Origin of the sequence: Bacillus mycoides, assembly GCF_018742245.1 — a bacterium.
Classification (GTDB): domain Bacteria; phylum Bacillota; class Bacilli; order Bacillales; family Bacillaceae_G; genus Bacillus_A; species Bacillus_A cereus_U.
The window spans coordinates 2,763,037-2,781,668 of record NZ_CP036132.1; the positions used below are offsets into that span (position 1 = coordinate 2,763,037).

The following is an 18,632-nucleotide window of genomic DNA, read 5'->3' on the forward strand; positions in this document are numbered from 1 at the left end:
ATTGTTTTCAAGTTACCTTCTTCGACTAACGAGCCAGAAATTTTAATCAACCTTTAACTTTATAGCTTTTGTAGCAATAAAAGTTTTAATATGCTTATCTAATATCCTTGTTCCACCAAAATCATCCTCATAAAAACCCATTATAACAAAACCAGCTTCAATTTGACCTTGGATTTGATCTTCTAGAGTATGTGCGTATTCTATTGTTTGATTTGAATTAATGTAATCTTGAACTTCATCCTCTGGTAAATAATCCAATGTTGATGAAGGTATTGAATGTTTAACATCCAAAATACCTTTTTGTTCTTGATTGTCATCAAAAATCCATAGTAAAGGATTTGTAAATCCAGAAATAAGAATACCTTTATTCTTTAAAACCCTTGAAATCTCATTCCATACAAGATGAACATCTTTTACAAACAAATTAGAAACAGGATTTACGACAATATCAAAATATCCATCTTCAAAATCACTAAGGTCTGACATATCTCCTTGTACTGTTTTTAAAGTTAATCCATCCCGTTCCGCTACCTTTTCATCTTGTTCCAATTGCTTCTTAGATATATCAGTAACTGTTACATCTGCTCCAGCAGCAGCCAGCACTGGTGCTTGTTGCCCTCCACCTGATGCTAAACAAAGTATCTTTAATCCCTCTAATGACTTTGGAAACCAATCTCTAGGAACTGATTTTTCTGTGGTGACTGTGATTTCCCATTCACCTGATTTACTTTTTTCAATAACCTCACTACTTACAGGTTGAGTGTATCTCGAACCTTCTTCAACCTTCTTATCCCATGCATTACTGTTTTGTTGTGTAGTATCCATTATAATGATTCCTCCTAACTATCTAGTTGCATTTTAATTGTGACATTATTAACTATTTACACCCTTTTTCTATTAACCTGCCGATAGTTAATAAATGGTTTTCTATATTTATTTTAACACATAAACACCCTATTTTTCGCAATATTTCAATTAATTGATTTTATTGTAAAAAATGAGAATTGTTTCAGTTATAATAAGATATGAAAACAAAAATAAAGGAAAAGAGGAATGACGATGAATCGAATGCCTTTTGAACGCCCTACTGATCATTACGATGAACGCTTATACTCTATTGATGAAAAAATTTGCGCCCTATTAAAAGAAAGAAAAGAACTTTCGAATGGGAACCCAGGATTTCCGCCTAATGAGGCTACTTCTAATTGGGCAAAGCAGTACGGATTTTATCCAGACTATTTAAATTCATTATTCTCTTCCATGATGGACGAAGAAGAATTTAAACCTCGGGTTGAACCGGCTAAGTTTAAAAAACATGTACCCGTTTTAAAAACTTATGAACGTAATGGAACAGTATATACTGTAACCTTTATTCGTCAATATTCTAATGCTAGCGTAATTTACTTATATAAAGAATGGGATTCGAAAAACAAAACACTTAATGAGGTAAATACACATAGCCTTGTTGAATTATCTATAAATACTACATACGATTGCTGGTCAGAAGGATGGACTGGAACAGATGGACATGTGAGCTACCAATTTGTTGTTTCCCCTACTCTTTCTGATAATTTGTCTGGAATAAGCTTATTATTTAAAGAGCAAAGTATGCCATTTATGAAAGATCGAGCTGTGCTTGAGTTTGAAATTCGGTTAGATTAATAAATAAATAAATAAATAAAGGAGCTGTCTCATAAGTCGGATTTCTGACTAAAAGATGCGTTATTTTATCCCTTTTAATCTATTTATCTAAAGGCGTGTATTTATAGTGAAAAATGAACAGAAGATCGGAACTGAAAGGCTGATTAAGGAACTATTGGGTAGTAATAAAGTTACTCCACTAAAGGGCCAGATTGTGTAATTGGAATATGATTAATAGAGAAGCAGAATGTTTTATACTAATGTAGAATGCTTATCTTGAATCTTTGCGAAAGGAATGTCTATATATGTCTAAAATGGTTAACATGCTTTCTATTTTATGGCTCCTCAAAACGAGAAAACAATTGACTGCTAAAGAATTAGCAGAGGAATTAGAAATCAGTATTCGTACGGTGTACCGCTATATTGATGCTCTGTGTGCAAGTGGAGTACCAATTATTTCAGATGCAGGGCATAATGGTGGGTACAGTTTACTGAATGAGTTTACAAAGGCACCTTTGTTTTTTAATTTGGATGAGCAGAAAGCGCTTGTCCATGCTGCAAAGTTTGCAATAGATGCAGGGTATCCCTTTAGTGAAGCGCTAGATGCATCAATTTCTAAATTAAAAATGTATACAAACGAGGAACAATTGAATCATATCAATCGTCATTTAAGAGGGTTTGAAGTCATCCATCCTACTGTCGAACCCTCTTTGAAATCTATTCTTCAAGATTTAGAAATTTCTGTTGCCGAAAGTTATAGGTTATTTATTGTTTATCGTAAGGGTGGAGAAATCGAACCTCAATCACGTCATATTGATCCTTATGGTCTTGTTTATTGGAAAGGCAAGTGGTACACAGTGGCTTATTGCCATCTGCGTAAAGAAATTCGAAGTTTTCGAATCGATCGTATTCAATCATTATCCCGAACAGATAAAAAATTTGATCGGCCCTTGGAATTTTCAGCGCGTTCTTTCTTTCTAAAAGACATTTTACCTGATTCAAACCAACTTAAAGAACTCATTTCTGTCCGTATCCAAGGCATGCCACATGCGCTTGATGATTTATGTCAGCATTGGTTATTTAACCATGCTTTAATAGAACGAAAAAACAATCAAGCTCTTTTTAAGGTTGATATAGAGTCTATTCATACTTTTGTACCTTACTTCCTTCTCCCTTATGGTAAATCTATTAGCATTCTGGAACCAACTTTATTACAAGAAAGATTGGCAACTATCAGCTTTGAATTATTCAATCATTATAAAAACCCTTCACTTCACTGACCGTAATTGTCAGTGAAGTTTTTTTATAATGTACATGTAGCGAATTAAATTTTTAGGAGGCATAAAAATCATGAAGAATTTGATGTATGAATTTTATATTGCAGGCTCACCAGAGGCAGTTTGGAAGGCATTGATCTCTCCTGAGGGTACAAAACAAATTTATTATGGGTCCATCATTCGATCTACATTTCAAGTGGGCGATCTCTTGGAATATGTAGGTCCTGGATTAGATGGAAATGAAACGGTGCATGTATACGGAAACGTATTGGAATATGAACCAAATCAGTTACTTCGATTTACTCACTATCCTGGAAAGTCTTATATGAAAGATGATCGTGTATTTGAGTCAAGAATTTCTTATATTCTAAAGCCTATTGGATCATGCACGAAATTAATACTCATTCATGACCAATGGAAAGAAGATGATCCTTATTATGAGAACAGCAACAAGGCCTGGTGGATGATATTAAATAATACAAAGACTTTAGTAGAAACAGGAAGTACACTAGACTTTGGTGAAATCTCATAGGCCCATCATAAATGATTTAACAGAAAGAAAATATTGGATTTCAGCTCCTGAACGAATTTGTATTTTAAGAATTATGTTTTTTGGCCTAGCTCACTGATTGTGAAGTAAACAACTTAAATGTGACTTAAAAAACTTAACCGTGACCTAGAATTTTTCTATACAACTGATTTCTTTGAGAAAATGATTAAACTTTTTTATAACACCATAACTGAAAACTGCTAGAGAATAATATGGGTTTGTGGAGTGTTTTTGATTAAACTTTATTTCAAGTCAACACATTGATACCTCCATATTTCCCCTATTATTTACCTTAACTAAAAAAAACAGCTAGTTAACCTGTTAAGTGAGAGTAGTTCAAATGATTAAATTTAGCTTTTTGAATAACGAGCATTATGATATCAAGCCCCTTCCCAAACTTGATAAGGGGCTACATATACACCTTCAAACAATTACTCTTGATGAATGCTATTTAGTTTTGAAACTTTCTTACCATCTCTATAATCAAGGCAAGAAACTTCAATTAATAATCCATTAAATATTGTAAAATAAAAACCATAACTACTACCTCTCATTGTATAAGGTTCCTTGTCTATTTCAATGCCGCCAGTTACTAAACGATTATATGCTCGATCAACTTCACTTGAAGTTTCCACCAAAAAACCAATATGAAAAGCTTCAGGATATGTAACGTCCTTGTTCCCCTTGAACGCTTTTGGATCACTTAACACAAGTATAAATCCATTCTCATCACTCATCACTACAAGGGCCTTTCCCTTTTGTTCCAAAAATTGAAAATCAAAAAATGTTTCAAAGAAATGTCTAGCTTCTGATAAATCATCAACACATAGATTTAAATGATTCAACCTCATTTACCCATCTCCTTTTAAACAGGGATTACACAGAAGTGTATTGCCCCATATTAATAACACTTGAATGTTAAAGGGGTTGTATTCAAGTGTTCATTTTTTAATAGTCTAATACTTTTTTCTATCGTCTAGAACGTTTTTTTAATGCAACATTTGGAATACAGTAAATGAAATTATATGAACGATTCGACACGGAATCTCGATTTACCGATAAAGATTGACAATCGTAGTAATCTACTTAATTCTTTGTGCAATTGGGTGATCATCTTTTAGTTGCAGCAGGTCCCATAAATTCCCGTATAAATCCTTAAACACTGCAACAATTCCATATGATTGCTCTTTCGGTTCTCTCACAAATTCTATTCCTCTTGAAATCATTTCATTATAATCTCTCCAAAAGTCGTCAGTATTTAAGAAAAGAAATACTCTACCACCTGATTGATTACCAATAAAGGGCTCTTGCTCAGGTTTAGATGCCCTAGCTAATAATATTGTGGTGCCGACTGAACCTGGAGGAGATACCACTACCCACCGTTTGTTTTCCTCTGGCTGATAAATATCTTCAACTAATGTGAAATTTAGTTTCTTTGTATAAAACTCTATTGCCTCATCATAGTCTTTTACTACTAATGCAATATGAACTATCGATTGAACCATTACTGTCCCTCCTAATCTTACTCACTAATCGAATTTATATTATAACATTTCTAATTTTAACCTGTCCGTTAATTCTTCTTACATCACATACGAATCATTCTCTTTATTCAATGTTAATAACCATCTATCAGTAAACAGATAGATGGTTATTTATTTGAAAAATTATAATTAAACAAATGTATTATTACGACTGTTGATAAGCCGATTTCGATGATTTCACATAATAAACCGCATGATCTACATTAATAATATGATCTGGTTTTGGTTTACCGCGGCCCGCTCTATGTCCAGCTAAATGTTCTTCACTAGTTTCCCAGTTTTTCCATGCTTCTTCCGATTCCCATCGAATCATAACTACTACTTCTTCATCTCCGCGTCTCACTTTTTTCACGAGAACACTTAAGTCGATGAAGCCTTCAAATTTTTCAATAATGCCTTCTCCTGTAAAACGCTCTACAACTATATCTGATGTACCCTCTTTTACTGTAAATGTTTTAGTTTCGATAAACATATATCCCACTCCCTCTTTGTAATACGAATACTAGTATTCTTCTATTATAATTGATTATGATAATTATTTTCAATTAAAAAGTTTCAAATCTTTAGAATTATGCTGACTTCTCCTCAATCGCCTCATCTAAAAATTTGAAATATGGAAGCAATATTCCTATTAAAGAAGTGACACATATAATCGAACCAATTATAAAATATAACACTCTCACTCCCCACATTTCACTCAGTATTCCCCCTAATAATACCCCTAATGGCATAGCGGATCGTATGAAAAATAACCGCACTGAAAATACTTTTCCTATCATATTATTTGGGACTGTTTGTTGGCATATCGTCGTGTTATGAACATTGAAAAATGCAATACATATACCGGCAATTACTTCGATTACAATCGCAATAATAATACTATTATTTAAACCTAGTGAAATGTAAGTAAGGCCCCCTACGAATAATCCTCCAAGCATTAGTAGGCGACGGCTTCTATACTTCACTTTCCCAACTAACATGGAACCAACTACATAACCAAGCGGGAAACCTGCCATGAAGTAACCGTACTCAGCATATCCTGCTGAAAGTTCGTCTTTTATATAAGGAAGATTCGTAACCATCGTTACTCCTACTCCGAATTGAACGAAAGTAAGAAATACCCCGAGCCAAACGATAACTGGTTTTGTGAAAAAGTATGTAAACCCGTGAAGAAACTCTTCTAGCCACGTTTTTCGAAGTTCTTGCTTTATCCTCTTTTCTCTAATGAAAAGTAATAATCCTCCACTTATAAATAGACAAATACACACAAAAAATAGTGTAAGCTTCATTCCAATTAAATGAATGACGATACCACCTAATACTGGCGCAAGAAACATCATAAGACGAGTCATCCCATCTATATACGCATTTGCATCTTGAAGCTGTTCTTTACTTACAATGCTCGGTGTAATCGCTTGACTGGCGGGTGTATACAGCGGCGTAATGAGCCCTATTATAATTTGAACAACGTAAATGTGCCATACTTCTACACTGTTAGTAACAAGCATTACTAAAGGCAGTAAGAAAACAGAGGCCCGCATCCATTGCGAAAAAATCATAATCCACTTTCGGCTCCATTTATCAATATATGGCCCGCTTATAAGTTGTAGTATGAGCGACGGGATAAAATATAGTAACCACATGCTGCTTAATGCTGTTTTTGATCCTGTTAATTCATAAACGAGAATTGAATTACATAGCGTCCCGAAAGCGCCGCCTAATTCCGAAATCGCACTACCTATCCACATAAAAAAGAATGAACGCTTTTTCAATACACTCTTCACTATAACTCACCAACTTTCCTATTAAATTCCTCCCTTTATGTACATTCTCGTTGTATATTATCTATTCAAAAACGCTTCTAATTCTTTCGCTAAGGACTGCACTGCTTTCTTTCTCAACACATATTTTCCGTCATGAATATCTACTAACTTTGCTGAACGTAAAAGTTTCAAATGATGATGTACTGTCGATTTTCCTAATTGTAATCTTTCCGTTATTTCTTGCAGCGTACGCTCTTGTTCAAATAGTAGTTTTACAATACGCAATCTTGCCTCATCCCCGAGCGCCTTATGTTTATGAACTAAAAAATAACTCGGCTCATATGGATCTTCTGGATGTATACTTTCATTTGCGACCGGATAATGAAACACTTTCGTATCTTCAATATCCGCTTCTATGTTCCACGGTCTGTACGTAATTTGCGGGATAAGAAGTACGTGATGAACACTTGGCTCAGGCATATATGTAACGCCACCTGTTGCCCACTCTACAAACTCTTCCGGTTTCATCTTTTTATTCATTTCATTTTTCGCTTCATAATCTCGCTGTAGTATAGAAACAATTTCTTCTGCCTCTTTTTTAACAACACAGTCATACCACCCTGTCATAATGGCGATTAAATGCGTTTTTAGTTCGCGCACATCGACATGACATATAAACTCAATATACGTAGAGAAAAACTGATGATCATGTGTCAGTTCCTTTAGTTCATGTATTACAGATACTTCTCCGCTTGCAGCTAAACGTCTTTTCGCTTGATACGCTTCTCCTAAAAACGGTAAACATATATACTTTAAATCTTCTTCTAAAAGTGAATCGATATTTGCAATAAACTGTGATAGATCCTGAAAATCTCCCTCATACAATAACTGAAGCAATGCTTTCCATGTATTATTTTCTTCTACAAACTGTAAATGCTCTCTCATCTCTACCGATAATGATTGTCTAATTTCTTCCCATTCGCTTTGAGATTTTTCAAGCGTGTCGATTAACCTCTTATGAGTAATTGCCGCAATGCCAAGTGCACATTCGAAAAGTGTCGAATACCTCATTTGAACGTTGTACGTTTCCCTCTTTCTGCTCGTTACGTGAAAGACTTCCATTTTATCCCCTCCTTATTTGCTATGTATCGAATTCTATATTTATCGAATTATACCTTCTATTTTTTTAGAATTTTAAAACCTTCTGAAACTTTATATTGCTACAAGTTTTTAAATTTAAGCTGCAGTTAATTTTCTTGTTCAACTATGAGGCAGGTTTCTTGAAGAGAAAGGAGAATTTATTGCATTAAGAAAAATGATTTAGAAAGCATAAGTTTATTTCTACAATTACTACAACGACGCCATATTGTTCTTTTAGAAACTTCCAAACATCAATCAGATGATATGTAGGTACGTTCCTATCCAATTTATCTAACACTTATTGTTGGTCTATCTCATAGTTAAGGAGGCTATACGAATGGGTAAAAAAGAAATATTACAAAATGGGTTCAAGCAGGTTTTTTACGAAGAAGAATGGTACCCACCGATATCAGAAGCGTTAAAGAATCTTACCGCTGCACAAGCATGTTGGCAACCCGAAGGAACGGCCAGTAATACGATTTGGGAAAATGCAAACCATTTACTAACCTTTAAAGAGCGTTTACTTTCCCGCTTACATCAAGATGACACATTTGTTGCTCCACAAAATAATGATGACACGTTTGTCCAAGGTGGACCTAATGATGATGATGCTTGGCAACAAACAGTGAAGCAAACGCTTCAAGTACATGATGCCTTGCAATCTTCATTAACATCCCTTCAAGAAGCAGAACTGGATCAACCAAGTCCGTCTCTACCAGTTTGGCAACAATATCTGAATATCCTTTTGCACGATGCTTATCATACAGGACAAATTATACAACTTCGTAAACTCCAAGGTTCATGGCCATCGCATCGTTCATATTTATAAACAATGGTTAAAGATGATAGACCAGCATATGATTCTATATTTAGCAGAATAAGTACAAAAAAGGCAAATGAGATTCTAACTCTCATTTACCTTTTTTGCATGTTGGAGAAACGTCCTGCATAGATAAAATAAAACTTTAATCAGTGGGATTTTGTCCATCCCCCACTGATTATCAACCAAAACCAATCGGGCATTTCTGGGCCATTATCTCCCACCTCACTTCCTCGCATTCGCCGAGTATTAAGGTAGGAGTCTTACCGCCCATTAATACGGGATAAAAAATTCATTCACACTTATTAATTCATCTGCGCATCGTTCAATAGCCCAATTATTTCACTCAACATTTCTTCTGTAAAAGCACCTGCGCTAAAGTTCACTAATGCTCGTAATGGCATATAGTTCAGCATAGCATCCATCATTTCAGAGGCATCACTATCCCCTTCAGTCATACTACCAAACGGACTGTCTTTTAATGCTTTTTCCATAAGCCCTTTTGCTATTGGTGCTAAAATTGGATCCGTAAATATGTCCCCAAGTAACGTATTACGATGCACTGGTTTTTGAATTATAGTCGTTGATTGAACATACATGCTATCATGTAAAACGATCTCTTTTGAAGACTTTCCTACTAAAATTTCAAATTCACCTGTTTCAACATGCCAGTCCTTTAATTCAACATTATAATAAGCAAATGATCTTTTATTTAAAGTAAAGCTAACCGTTTTTTCTTCTCCCGGCTGCAATTCTACTTTTTCAAATCCTTTTAGCTCTTTTTCAGGACGAGTCATACTGCTTTCAACATCTTTTATATAAAGCTGAACAATTTCTTTCCCTGCTCTACTACCAGTATTTTTCACGTTCACACTGATAGAAACAGTGTCCGTATCCGTTATCTCTTTCTTATTTATTGAAAGATTACTATACTCAAAATTTGTATAGCTTAAACCAAAACCAAATGGGAACAACGGTTCAATATTTTTCGCATCGTAATAACGGTATCCGACGAACACACCTTCTTTGTATTCTACTTTGTCACCTTCACCAGGGAAGTTTAAGTAAGAAGGATTATCGCTTAACACTTTGGGGAATGTTTCCGCTAATTTCCCGCTTGGATTCGCATCACCAAATAATAAATCAGCAATCGCTCCGCCTAATGCTTGTCCACCTAAATAGCCTTCAAGTATTCCTTTTACTTTACCTATCCATGGCATTTCAATTGGAGCACCGTTACTTAAAACTACAACGATATTACTTTGAACTTCAGCAATAACCTCAATTAATTGCACGTGATTTTCTGGCATCTGTAAATGTTTTCGATCAAAGCCTTCAGATTCATAACGATCTGGAAGTCCAACGAAAAGGACCGCTGTATCTGCTCGCGCTGCTATTTTTTTCGCTTCATTAACCATGCTTTCATTTACATCATCACTGGAAATGTCATAGCCTTGGGCAAATAATATGTTCGTTTTTTCACCTGATACAGTTTCAATTTCTTCAAGAATACTTTCAAGATTTGTTGGATTAATATGAGAGCTTCCGCCGCCTTGAAAACGTGGTTGCTTTGCAAATCCTCCAATTACTGCTACCGTTCCCTCTTTTTTCAGCGGAAGAATTGCATCTTCATTTTGTAACATAACCATACTTTCACTTGCAACTTCTCTTGCAAGCTGATGATGCGTATCCTTACTATACACAGCGTTTTCTAATTGGTTATCATAAGCTTTAAAAATAATGTCAAGAAGACGCTCTGCTGCTTGATCAAGTTTTTCTACAGATAGCTCACCACAGTTAACTGCATCAACAATTTTCTTCTCACCAATTCCAAAGCTTGAAGGCATTTCTAACTCCAAGCCGTTCGCTAAACTTGCAACACGCTCATTTACCGCACCCCAATCAGAAACGACAAAACCTTCAAATCCCCATTCATCTTTTAAAATATCATTTAATAAATAGTTATTTTCCGAAGCGTATTCGCCATTTACCTTGTTGTAAGCGCTCATTACTGTCCAAGGCTGTGCTTCCTTAATGACATCTTCAAAGCTAGCAAGATAAATTTCACGCAATGTTCTTTCATCGACAATTGCATCTACAGACATTCTGCGATGCTCCTGATTATTAGCAGCGAAATGTTTTAATGACGTTCCAACCCCTTGACTTTGTACGCCTTTAACATGGTTTGTAGCCATTTGTGCTGATAAATATGGGTCCTCTGAAAAGTACTCAAAGTTTCTTCCGCAAAGTGGCGAACGTTTTATATTTGCACCTGGCCCAAGGAGAACTCCTACATTTTCAGCCTGACATTCTTCTCCTAATGCAATTCCTACTTGTTTTATTAATTCTTTATTCCATGTACTCGCTAATCCTACTGCTGAAGGGAAACAAGTCGCTGGAATACTGTTATAAATCCCTAAGTGATCTGCTCCCTCTGCCTGTTTTCTAAGCCCGTGTGGTCCATCAGTTACCATAATTGAAGGAATTTCTAATCGCTCAATCCCTTTTGTATTCCAAAAGTCTAATCCAGAACATAGACTTGCCTTTTCTTCTAATGTCATTTGTGAAATGATTTTCTTAATATCTCTTTTCATGATAGCCCTCCTAAAAAATAATTAAGTAAACGCTTTCTTAATGTCATTATAGTTATTATTTTTTAGATATTATGGTATATTTTTTAGAATACTTGTAAAAATTTTAGCTGATTTTTAAAGAATAGAGGTTACAATAATGAGTTGCTCCAAACTAGAGGATTTATATTATATTTGTAAACTAATCTTTGACGTACATAAAACACCTATCTATTTTCTTAATAACAAAGGAGATTTAGTATTTGAAATCTCGTCCAATATTCAGCATAACCCTATGTATTCTTCAAAAGAGGCGATACTTAATGAACTATTTAAGGAACAGCCCCCCTTTACTTTTCCGTCATTAGAAGAGACAGCCTTTCTTGAAAATTTTTTCGCAATTAATTTGCGTTTGAACGACCAAATTAGTGGGAATATCATTGTTGGACCCGTACTTTATTCCAGGCTATCAGAAACATCAATTAAAGGTATCGTTAATGATCTTCAACTAAAAATAGACAAAGAAGAAATGATTCGATATTATCGTTCTCTACCCGTATTAAATAATTTGAGTTTTTTAAATATAAGTTTAGTGCTTTATTACATGCTGTATCAAAAACAGTTGAACATAGCAGATGTTCTGCAAAAAAACATGCTTGTAAAAAAGGTGGAATTTAAAATTGAACAGCCCGAAATACATATATCGGAGCAACGACAAAGTACATTAACTCATATCGATCCACTAGCTGAGAGGAAAATATTTGAATGTATTAAGCAAGGGAAAAAGGAGGATTTAATTAAAAATCTAAGGAGATTACCTGAATCAGGAGAGCTTGGGGTGTTATCAAAGACAAGTCACCTGCGAAGCCAAAAAAATTCTGCCATTGCAGCTATTACACTTGCAACTAGATCTGCTATAGAAGGAGGACTTTTCCCTGAAATCGCATATACTCTTAGTGATTTATTTATACAAAAACTCGAAGAAATACATAAAAATGAAGCCATTTCCCCTTTTTTGGAGAATGCTTTACTTGAGTTTGCAGAACGTGTCAAAAATGGGACTATAAAAAAACATTCCAAACCTATAAACGAATGCCAAAATTATATATTTACTCATCTTTATGGTGATATTACGCTAACTATCCTTGCAGAAATAGTCACATTAAACCCTAGTTATCTATCTTCCCTTTTCAAAAAAGAAGTTGGAATTTCTCTAAATGAATATATTCAGTGTGCCAAAGTAGATGAGTCAAAAAAGTTAATGACTTATACGAGACATTCTATATCCGAAATTTCTACATTATTAAATTTTCACGACCAAAGTCATTTTACAAAGATCTTTAAAAAACATACTGGTATTTCACCTAAACAATTTAAAAATGGATGCAACTATTAATTGTCCTTCGTTCTACCAATAGATTTATTTTGTTGCTTTACATTATTAATACCTATCCTTTATACAGCGAAAAAACATTAATTTTTAGTACATAAATTGAAATAGATTGATCCCAACATAATTTACATTCTTCATAACTTCTGATCATAATCCAAATTTGGAAGAATAGAGGCTTTTTTATATACAAATAATAAGCCTCAAGGAGTTGTTGACATGCATTTCATATTAAATATGTTAGGGATTTTTGTTGTAATATTAATCGTTTTTCTATGTTCGCCTAATAAAAAACAAATAAAATGGAGACCAATCGTTATTCTAATAATATTGGAGCTTTTTATTACGTGGTTTATGTTAGGCACCAAATTGGGCAGTATTATCATTAATAAAATTGCGTCATTTTTCAGTTGGCTACTTTCATGTGCGAATGAAGGTATTCGATTTGCATTTCCTTCAGCTATGGAAAATCAAACAGTTGATTTCTTCTTTAGCGCCTTACTTCCTATCATTTTTGTTATCACTTTTTTTGATATCCTTTCTTATTTTGGAGTCTTAACTTGGATTATTGATAAAGTAGGTGCAATTATTTCAAAGATTTCTCGTTTACCAAAGTTAGAAAGCTTCTTTTCCATTCAAATGATGTTTTTAGGAAATACGGAAGCACTTGCAGTTGTTCGTGATCAATTATCTGTGTTAAAAGAAAATCGTTTATTGACTTTTGGAATTATGAGTATGAGTAGTGTCAGCGGATCCATTCTTGGTGCTTATCTATCAATGGTTCCAGCAACATATATTTTCAGCGCTATTCCTTTAAACTGTATTAACGCATTAATTTTAGCCAATGTTTTAAATCCTATTGAAGTTACTAAAGAAGAAGATGTTATTTATAAACCTTCAAAAAATGAAAAAAAAGATTTCTTTTCTACTATTTCTAACAGTATGTTAGTCGGAATGAATATGGTTATCGTTATTTTAGCTATGGTAATTGGATATGTAGCTTTAACAGCATGTTTAAATGGTATTTTAAGCTTTTTTGTAACAGGTTTAACAATTCAAAAAATCTTCTCTATTATCTTTAGTCCCTTTGCTTTTTTACTCGGTTTAACAGGCAAAGATGCTATGTATGTAGCTGAATTAATGGGGATAAAAATAACAACGAATGAATTTGTTGCAATGATGGATTTAAAATCAAACCTAAAGTCTTTACAACCACATACAATTGCAGTTGCCACAACATTTCTAGCTTCTTTTGCAAACTTTAGTACAGTAGGTATGATTTATGGAACTTACAATTCATTATTTGGCGGGGAAAAATCATCCATAATCGGTAAGAATGTTTGGAAGCTTCTTGTTAGCGGAATGGCTGTTTCCTTATTAAGTGCTATGCTTGTGGGGCTTTTTGTGTGGTAAATGAATAACTGTAATAAGATGAAGACACTTAAACTGAATTGGGTGTCTTCATCTTATTACTTGTTCTTTTATAATTTTTATCTTCGAATTTGTCCATTTCCACGAATCACATATTTTGTGGAAGTCAATGCAGGTAGCCCCATTGGTCCCCTTACGTGTAGCTTTTGCGTACTGATGCCAATTTCTGCGCCGAAGCCGAATTCAGATCCATCTGTAAAACGAGTCGATGCATTATGGTAGAGTGCTGCGGCATCAACAGATGTGAAAAACTTGCTGACATTTTCCTCGTTCTCTGTAATAATCGCTTCGGAATGCATGGATCCATACGTATTTATATGATGAATCGCTTCTTCTACAGTGGAAACCACTTTAACTGCCAGCGTGAGAGATAAAAATTCCGTTTCCCAGTCTTCTTCCGAAGCTAATACAATAGAAGAATCAATTGTCAATGCTTTATTATCACCACGTAGCTCCACGCCTCTTTCCTTCAAGGAAGAAAACAGCTCGCTACCAAATTGCTGCGCCCAATTCTCATGAAGTATAATCGTTTCAATTGCATTACATACAGATGGACGCTGCGTTTTTGCGTTTATAATAATATCAAATGCCATTTGTTTATCCGCTGTTTCATCAATGAAAATATGACAATTTCCCGCACCTGTTTCAAGTACTGGAACAGATGCTTCTCTCACTACAGTATCTATTAACTGCTTCCCGCCTCTTGGGATAAGAACATCCAAGTACTCATTCAATGTAAACAACTGCTTTGCACTATCGCGCGTTGTATCTTCTATGAGCTGTACACTTTCTGAAGGCAAGCTTGTTTGTTTGAGCGCCCGGTGAATCACGCTAACGATGGCTTTGTTAGAATGAATAGCAGAAGAACTACCACGTAGTATTACTGCGTTTCCTGTTTTTAAGCAAATTGTAGCAGCATCCACTGTTACATTCGGCCTTGCCTCGTAAATCATGCCGACAACACCAAGTGGTACTCGCATCTCCTGAATAGATAATCCATTTGGTCGTTCCCATGCACTTACACATTCTCCAACAGGATCACGTAAATCAATTAGTTGCTTAATACCTTCAGTCATATCAATGATACGCTGTTCATTCAGCATAAGACGATCAAGAAGAGAGTCAGAAAATCCTTTTGCCTTACCTTCTTCGATATCCTGTTTGTTTTCCTCTAAAATATAAGCTGTTTCTACTATCAGCTGATCAGCAATCGCAGCAAGTGCTTCGTTTTTTTGATTTGTAGATTTAAGCACAAGTTCTCTAGCGATTTTTTTCGCTTTTTGTCCCTTTGCTAACACTTCATTCATTTTCATTTCCTCCTTTTATAAAGTTAATACGTAAAAATTCGAAACCCGTTTATCTCCACCAACTAAGTGTTTCCCGCCTATGGAATTAAAGAATTTGAGCAGTGGACTCTGCCCTCTCTATTCTTAAAATGAAACCCAATTATCCCTATGGATAACTTCATAACTATGCCTTTCCCCTCTTGCTTGAATATCCTGGCTCTGCATACCTTTTAGATTTTTTAGTTCCTGTGCACTATATGTGCATTGGCCTTTCCCTATTACGCGTCCCTGTTGCGTGATTACCTCCACAACTTCCCCGACTTTGAAAAATCCTGACACATTAGTAACACCAGCAGGAAGAAGACTCTTTCCATGTTGAATGATGGCAGCGGCTGCCCCGGCATCTACTTCAATTTGTCCGCTAACAAGCGAATGTAGTGCGATCCATTGCTTGTTCATCTTAATCACTTTTTGAGGAGCATTCCCTATATATGTTCCATCACCTTTGCCCTTCATAACATCTAAAAACTTCTCCTGTCCACATCCCGTTCCGATAAATACACTCACCCCAAGAGACAATGCCGTCTTTGCAGCATCGATTTTTGATTTCATACCGCCAGTCCCAAGTTTTGAGCCAGCATCTCCTGCAAGAGAAGCAATTTCTTCTGTAACCTCAGGAAGGAAATAATATTTTTTCGCATCCGCATTTTTCTGAGGATTTTTGTCATACAATCCGTTCACATCGGTAAAAATCATGAGCATATCTGCCGACACAAGTCCGCTTACTAAAGCTGACAGCATATCATTATCTCCGAACGTCAACTCTTCTAAAGAAATGGAATCATTTTCATTGATTATAGGAAGAGCAGAACGGTTTAGTAGCTCTCCTAAAGTAGCGTAAGCGTTACTGTATTGTTCTTTTCTAGAAAAATCACTTCTCGTTAGTAAAAGTTGTGCAGTAACGATACCATATTTACGGAATTCCTCCGTGTATGCCTGCATTAATAAACTTTGTCCGACAGCGGCAGCAGCCTGTTTCCCTTTAATTGTCACAGGCCTGCTAGGATACCCTAGAGCAGAAAAACCTGCAGCGACTGCCCCGGATGTAATTAGTAAAACTTCATGCCCTTCCTCTTTCAATCGTGCCAATGCAGCAACGTGATCTGAAAGTTGTTCTTTACAGATGCCTCCATGACTCGCTGCCAAGGAACTACTCCCAATCTTTACAACAATTCTTTGCTTTCTCACTTTTTTATCCCCCAAGTCTAAAATCAAAGTTTTTCATAAATTACACTTCTATCCATACAGTGTGCATCGATTTCTATCCTCATCAATGCTGCATCTATAGTATTAAAGGGCAAAATAAAAATGACCGCTTCGCCCTTAATAAAATAAAAAGGACGAAACGGTCATTGTTCCGCGGTACCACCTTAATTGATATACATAGATATCCACTTGGCGCCTATAACGCAGGCGTACGCCTAAACTTTCATTTAAGACTCAGGGATAGGTTCGATACATTCTATACGAGGAATCTTTCAGCCGGTGAATTCCACTCTCTTTCGCAAGAAGACATATGTACTATTTCCCTTCAACGATTTTCAATTTAATTTTTTATATTATGCTATATAGTTCCTTTTTGTGTCAAGAGGTATTTTGCAAAATGAATATGATGACAAGTTCCTTGTATGAGATTACGGACATACTGGATGATAGTGAAAATTGATATAACTATACTCATATTCATAAACATAAAATCTTTTAAAAAATCTCTCCTGGCATTCATGCGATTAATAACATATATTGTTCTCCATACCAAGGTATATAAAGTGAAACTTTAATCAGTGGGGGTTTTGTTCATCCCCCACTGATTATTAGCCCTCACCAATCGGGCGTTTACGGGCAGTTGATCTCCCACCTGAATTTTGAGGTGGGAGATCAACTGCCCACAAATAGCAGGATAACATAAAATCTTTAAATATAATGCGTGTACTTACATAATGTCGAATATAATTTTTTTTATATTTTGTATTGCAAAAAGGCACACACTCTCTTAAAATGTTTCTTTATATTGCATGGAGATATCATCATTATTTTAGAATAACAATATCAGACCGATATAATTTATGATAAAAGGAGCCAGATTGAGTTATTATGGACAAACAAATTGGATTCATCGGATGTGGAAATATGGGGATGGCTATAATTGGCGGGATGCTAAACAAAAATATAGTGTCTTCAAATAAAATCATTTGTTCAGATTTAAACACTACGAATTTAAAAAATGCCAGTGAAAAATACGGGCTAACTACAACTACTGACAACAATGAAGTAGCTAAAAATGCTGATATTTTAATTTTATCAATTAAACCAGACCTATACGCATCAATAATTAACGAAATAAAAGAAGTGATAAAAAACGATGTTATCGTCGTAACGATCGCTGCAGGAAAAAGCATCAAAAGTACTGAGGATGCTTTTCATAAAAAGTTAAGGGTTGTAAGAGTAATGCCTAATACACCTGCTCTTGTTGGAGAAGGAATGTCTGCGCTATGCCCTAATGAAATGGTGACAGAAAAAGATTTAGAAGATGTACTAATCATTTTCAATAGTTTTGGTCAAACAGAGATCGTAAGTGAAAAATTAATGGATGTTGTAACATCTGTAAGTGGTTCTTCGCCAGCATATGTATATATGCTTATAGAAGCGATGGCAGATGCAGCTGTATTAGATGGTATGCCAAGAAATCAAGCATATAAATTCGCAGCTCAAGCTGTGTTAGGCTCTGCAAAAATGGTGCTAGAAACAGGAATACATCCAGGTGAATTGAAAGATATGGTTTGTTCCCCTGGCGGAACAACTATAGAAGCTGTAGCAATATTAGAGGAAAAAGGCTTACGAACAGCAATCATTTCAGCTATGCAGCGTTGTACGCAAAAGTCTGTTGAACTATCTAGGCAAACTAAAGAGTAAAAACTGTAAAAGAGATCACTTTAGCTGAATACACATATCTTTAAATAGTTTTAGACTATATGCACATTTCATTTACATACTCCTCCTTTTTCACCAGTAACTGAACGGGCAAATTCAAGGATAATTGAGTTTGTCCGTTTTACATTTTGTTATTCTAAAATAATTCACCTATTCTTATTATCATTTATTTCATAGCGTAATACCCTTTTATTTATTAAGGTAACATCATTTCCATATGTATTTGCTG

16 protein-coding genes and 1 other annotated feature are annotated in these 18,632 nt (G+C 35.1%); of the genes, 7 read left to right on the forward strand and 9 right to left on the reverse strand.

Annotated features, from left to right (window positions below):
- Positions 1 to 42: 42 nt before the first annotated feature.
- Complete coding sequence (locus EXW56_RS14080; protein ID WP_002200120.1) at positions 43 to 825, reverse strand: class I SAM-dependent methyltransferase; 783 nt, start codon at positions 823 to 825, stop codon at positions 43 to 45.
- 234 nt (positions 826 to 1,059) lie between these two features.
- On the opposite strand from EXW56_RS14080, the gene EXW56_RS14085 reads away from it, so the two are divergent.
- The 3 genes from EXW56_RS14085 (at position 1,060) to EXW56_RS14095 (ending at position 3,450) form a co-directional block, all read left to right on the forward strand.
- On the forward strand, positions 1,060 to 1,662 hold the full coding sequence (locus EXW56_RS14085) for a hypothetical protein (RefSeq protein WP_215596655.1): 603 nt from the start codon (positions 1,060 to 1,062) through the stop codon (positions 1,660 to 1,662).
- Between the two features lie 284 nt (positions 1,663 to 1,946).
- Positions 1,947 to 2,921 carry a helix-turn-helix transcriptional regulator gene (locus tag EXW56_RS14090; protein WP_002200118.1) on the forward strand — a complete coding sequence of 325 codons (975 nt, stop codon included), beginning with the start codon at positions 1,947 to 1,949 and terminating at the stop codon, positions 2,919 to 2,921.
- Between the two features lie 70 nt (positions 2,922 to 2,991).
- Positions 2,992 to 3,450, forward strand: coding sequence for an SRPBCC domain-containing protein (locus EXW56_RS14095; protein ID WP_131230422.1), 459 nt, complete (start codon positions 2,992 to 2,994; stop codon positions 3,448 to 3,450).
- Between the two features lie 449 nt (positions 3,451 to 3,899).
- On the opposite strand, the gene EXW56_RS14100 is transcribed toward EXW56_RS14095, so the two are convergent.
- From EXW56_RS14100 to EXW56_RS14120, 5 genes are all read right to left on the reverse strand, one after another.
- Positions 3,900 to 4,319, reverse strand: coding sequence for a VOC family protein (locus EXW56_RS14100; RefSeq protein WP_215557033.1), 420 nt, complete (start codon positions 4,317 to 4,319; stop codon positions 3,900 to 3,902).
- Positions 4,320 to 4,550: 231 nt separating this feature from the next.
- Positions 4,551 to 4,973: a VOC family protein gene (locus EXW56_RS14105; RefSeq protein ID WP_002084855.1), complete on the reverse strand. Its 423-nt coding sequence runs from the start codon at positions 4,971 to 4,973 to the stop codon at positions 4,551 to 4,553.
- A 184-nt stretch (positions 4,974 to 5,157) separates the two neighbouring features.
- Positions 5,158 to 5,484 (reverse strand): heme-degrading monooxygenase HmoA, encoded by a 327-nt coding sequence (gene hmoA, locus EXW56_RS14110; RefSeq protein WP_002200114.1) that lies wholly within the window; start codon positions 5,482 to 5,484, stop codon positions 5,158 to 5,160.
- 97 nt (positions 5,485 to 5,581) lie between these two features.
- Positions 5,582 to 6,796, reverse strand: a complete 1,215-nt coding sequence (locus EXW56_RS14115) for an MFS transporter (protein ID WP_215596656.1) — start codon at positions 6,794 to 6,796, stop codon at positions 5,582 to 5,584.
- Between the two features lie 57 nt (positions 6,797 to 6,853).
- Positions 6,854 to 7,897: an ArsR/SmtB family transcription factor gene (locus tag EXW56_RS14120; protein WP_002200112.1), complete on the reverse strand. Its 1,044-nt coding sequence runs from the start codon at positions 7,895 to 7,897 to the stop codon at positions 6,854 to 6,856.
- A gap of 355 nt (positions 7,898 to 8,252) precedes the next feature.
- Between EXW56_RS14120 and EXW56_RS14125 the strand changes: the two genes are divergently transcribed.
- Positions 8,253 to 8,744, forward strand: coding sequence for a DinB family protein (locus tag EXW56_RS14125; protein WP_215557035.1), 492 nt, complete (start codon positions 8,253 to 8,255; stop codon positions 8,742 to 8,744).
- Between the two features lie 296 nt (positions 8,745 to 9,040).
- Here the strand turns inward: EXW56_RS14125 and EXW56_RS14130 are convergent, their stop codons facing one another.
- Positions 9,041 to 11,329, reverse strand: coding sequence for a glycoside hydrolase family 3 C-terminal domain-containing protein (locus tag EXW56_RS14130; protein ID WP_215596657.1), 2,289 nt, complete (start codon positions 11,327 to 11,329; stop codon positions 9,041 to 9,043).
- A gap of 136 nt (positions 11,330 to 11,465) precedes the next feature.
- Between EXW56_RS14130 and EXW56_RS14135 the strand changes: the two genes are divergently transcribed.
- Together EXW56_RS14135 and EXW56_RS14140 are read left to right on the forward strand one after the other, a co-directional pair.
- Positions 11,466 to 12,701, forward strand: a complete 1,236-nt coding sequence (locus tag EXW56_RS14135) for a helix-turn-helix domain-containing protein (protein ID WP_215557037.1) — start codon at positions 11,466 to 11,468, stop codon at positions 12,699 to 12,701.
- Positions 12,702 to 12,914: 213 nt separating this feature from the next.
- Positions 12,915 to 14,108: a nucleoside transporter C-terminal domain-containing protein gene (locus EXW56_RS14140; RefSeq protein ID WP_002200109.1), complete on the forward strand. Its 1,194-nt coding sequence runs from the start codon at positions 12,915 to 12,917 to the stop codon at positions 14,106 to 14,108.
- Between the two features lie 77 nt (positions 14,109 to 14,185).
- Here the strand turns inward: EXW56_RS14140 and EXW56_RS14145 are convergent, their stop codons facing one another.
- Positions 14,186 to 15,433 (reverse strand): glutamate-5-semialdehyde dehydrogenase, encoded by a 1,248-nt coding sequence (locus EXW56_RS14145; protein WP_215557038.1) that lies wholly within the window; start codon positions 15,431 to 15,433, stop codon positions 14,186 to 14,188.
- A 123-nt stretch (positions 15,434 to 15,556) separates the two neighbouring features.
- Complete coding sequence (proB, locus tag EXW56_RS14150) at positions 15,557 to 16,660, reverse strand: glutamate 5-kinase (RefSeq protein WP_199659625.1); 1,104 nt, start codon at positions 16,658 to 16,660, stop codon at positions 15,557 to 15,559.
- Positions 16,661 to 16,805: 145 nt separating this feature from the next.
- Positions 16,806 to 17,016 (reverse strand) — a binding site (T-box leader).
- Positions 17,017 to 17,566: 550 nt separating this feature from the next.
- Between proB and proC the strand changes: the two genes are divergently transcribed.
- Positions 17,567 to 18,385, forward strand: coding sequence for a pyrroline-5-carboxylate reductase (gene proC / locus EXW56_RS14155; RefSeq protein ID WP_199659626.1), 819 nt, complete (start codon positions 17,567 to 17,569; stop codon positions 18,383 to 18,385).
- Positions 18,386 to 18,632: the final 247 nt, after the last annotated feature.

Excerpts from the sequence above, each read along its gene's own strand:
- EXW56_RS14080 (WP_002200120.1), bottom strand. The coding sequence starts at position 825 with ATGGATACTACACAACAAAACAGTAATGCATGGGATAAGAAGGTTGAA.
- EXW56_RS14085 (WP_215596655.1), top strand. The coding sequence starts at position 1,060 with ATGAATCGAATGCCTTTTGAACGCCCTACTGATCATTACGATGAACGC.
- EXW56_RS14090 (WP_002200118.1), top strand. The coding sequence starts at position 1,947 with ATGTCTAAAATGGTTAACATGCTTTCTATTTTATGGCTCCTCAAAACG.
- EXW56_RS14095 (WP_131230422.1), top strand. The coding sequence starts at position 2,992 with ATGAAGAATTTGATGTATGAATTTTATATTGCAGGCTCACCAGAGGCA.
- EXW56_RS14100 (WP_215557033.1), bottom strand. The coding sequence starts at position 4,319 with ATGAGGTTGAATCATTTAAATCTATGTGTTGATGATTTATCAGAAGCT.
- EXW56_RS14105 (WP_002084855.1), bottom strand. The coding sequence starts at position 4,973 with ATGGTTCAATCGATAGTTCATATTGCATTAGTAGTAAAAGACTATGAT.
- hmoA (WP_002200114.1), bottom strand. The coding sequence starts at position 5,484 with ATGTTTATCGAAACTAAAACATTTACAGTAAAAGAGGGTACATCAGAT.
- EXW56_RS14120 (WP_002200112.1), bottom strand. The coding sequence starts at position 7,897 with ATGGAAGTCTTTCACGTAACGAGCAGAAAGAGGGAAACGTACAACGTT.
- EXW56_RS14125 (WP_215557035.1), top strand. The coding sequence starts at position 8,253 with ATGGGTAAAAAAGAAATATTACAAAATGGGTTCAAGCAGGTTTTTTAC.
- EXW56_RS14130 (WP_215596657.1), bottom strand. The coding sequence starts at position 11,329 with ATGAAAAGAGATATTAAGAAAATCATTTCACAAATGACATTAGAAGAA.
- EXW56_RS14135 (WP_215557037.1), top strand. The coding sequence starts at position 11,466 with ATGAGTTGCTCCAAACTAGAGGATTTATATTATATTTGTAAACTAATC.
- EXW56_RS14140 (WP_002200109.1), top strand. The coding sequence starts at position 12,915 with ATGCATTTCATATTAAATATGTTAGGGATTTTTGTTGTAATATTAATC.
- EXW56_RS14145 (WP_215557038.1), bottom strand. The coding sequence starts at position 15,433 with ATGAATGAAGTGTTAGCAAAGGGACAAAAAGCGAAAAAAATCGCTAGA.
- proC (WP_199659626.1), top strand. The coding sequence starts at position 17,567 with ATGGACAAACAAATTGGATTCATCGGATGTGGAAATATGGGGATGGCT.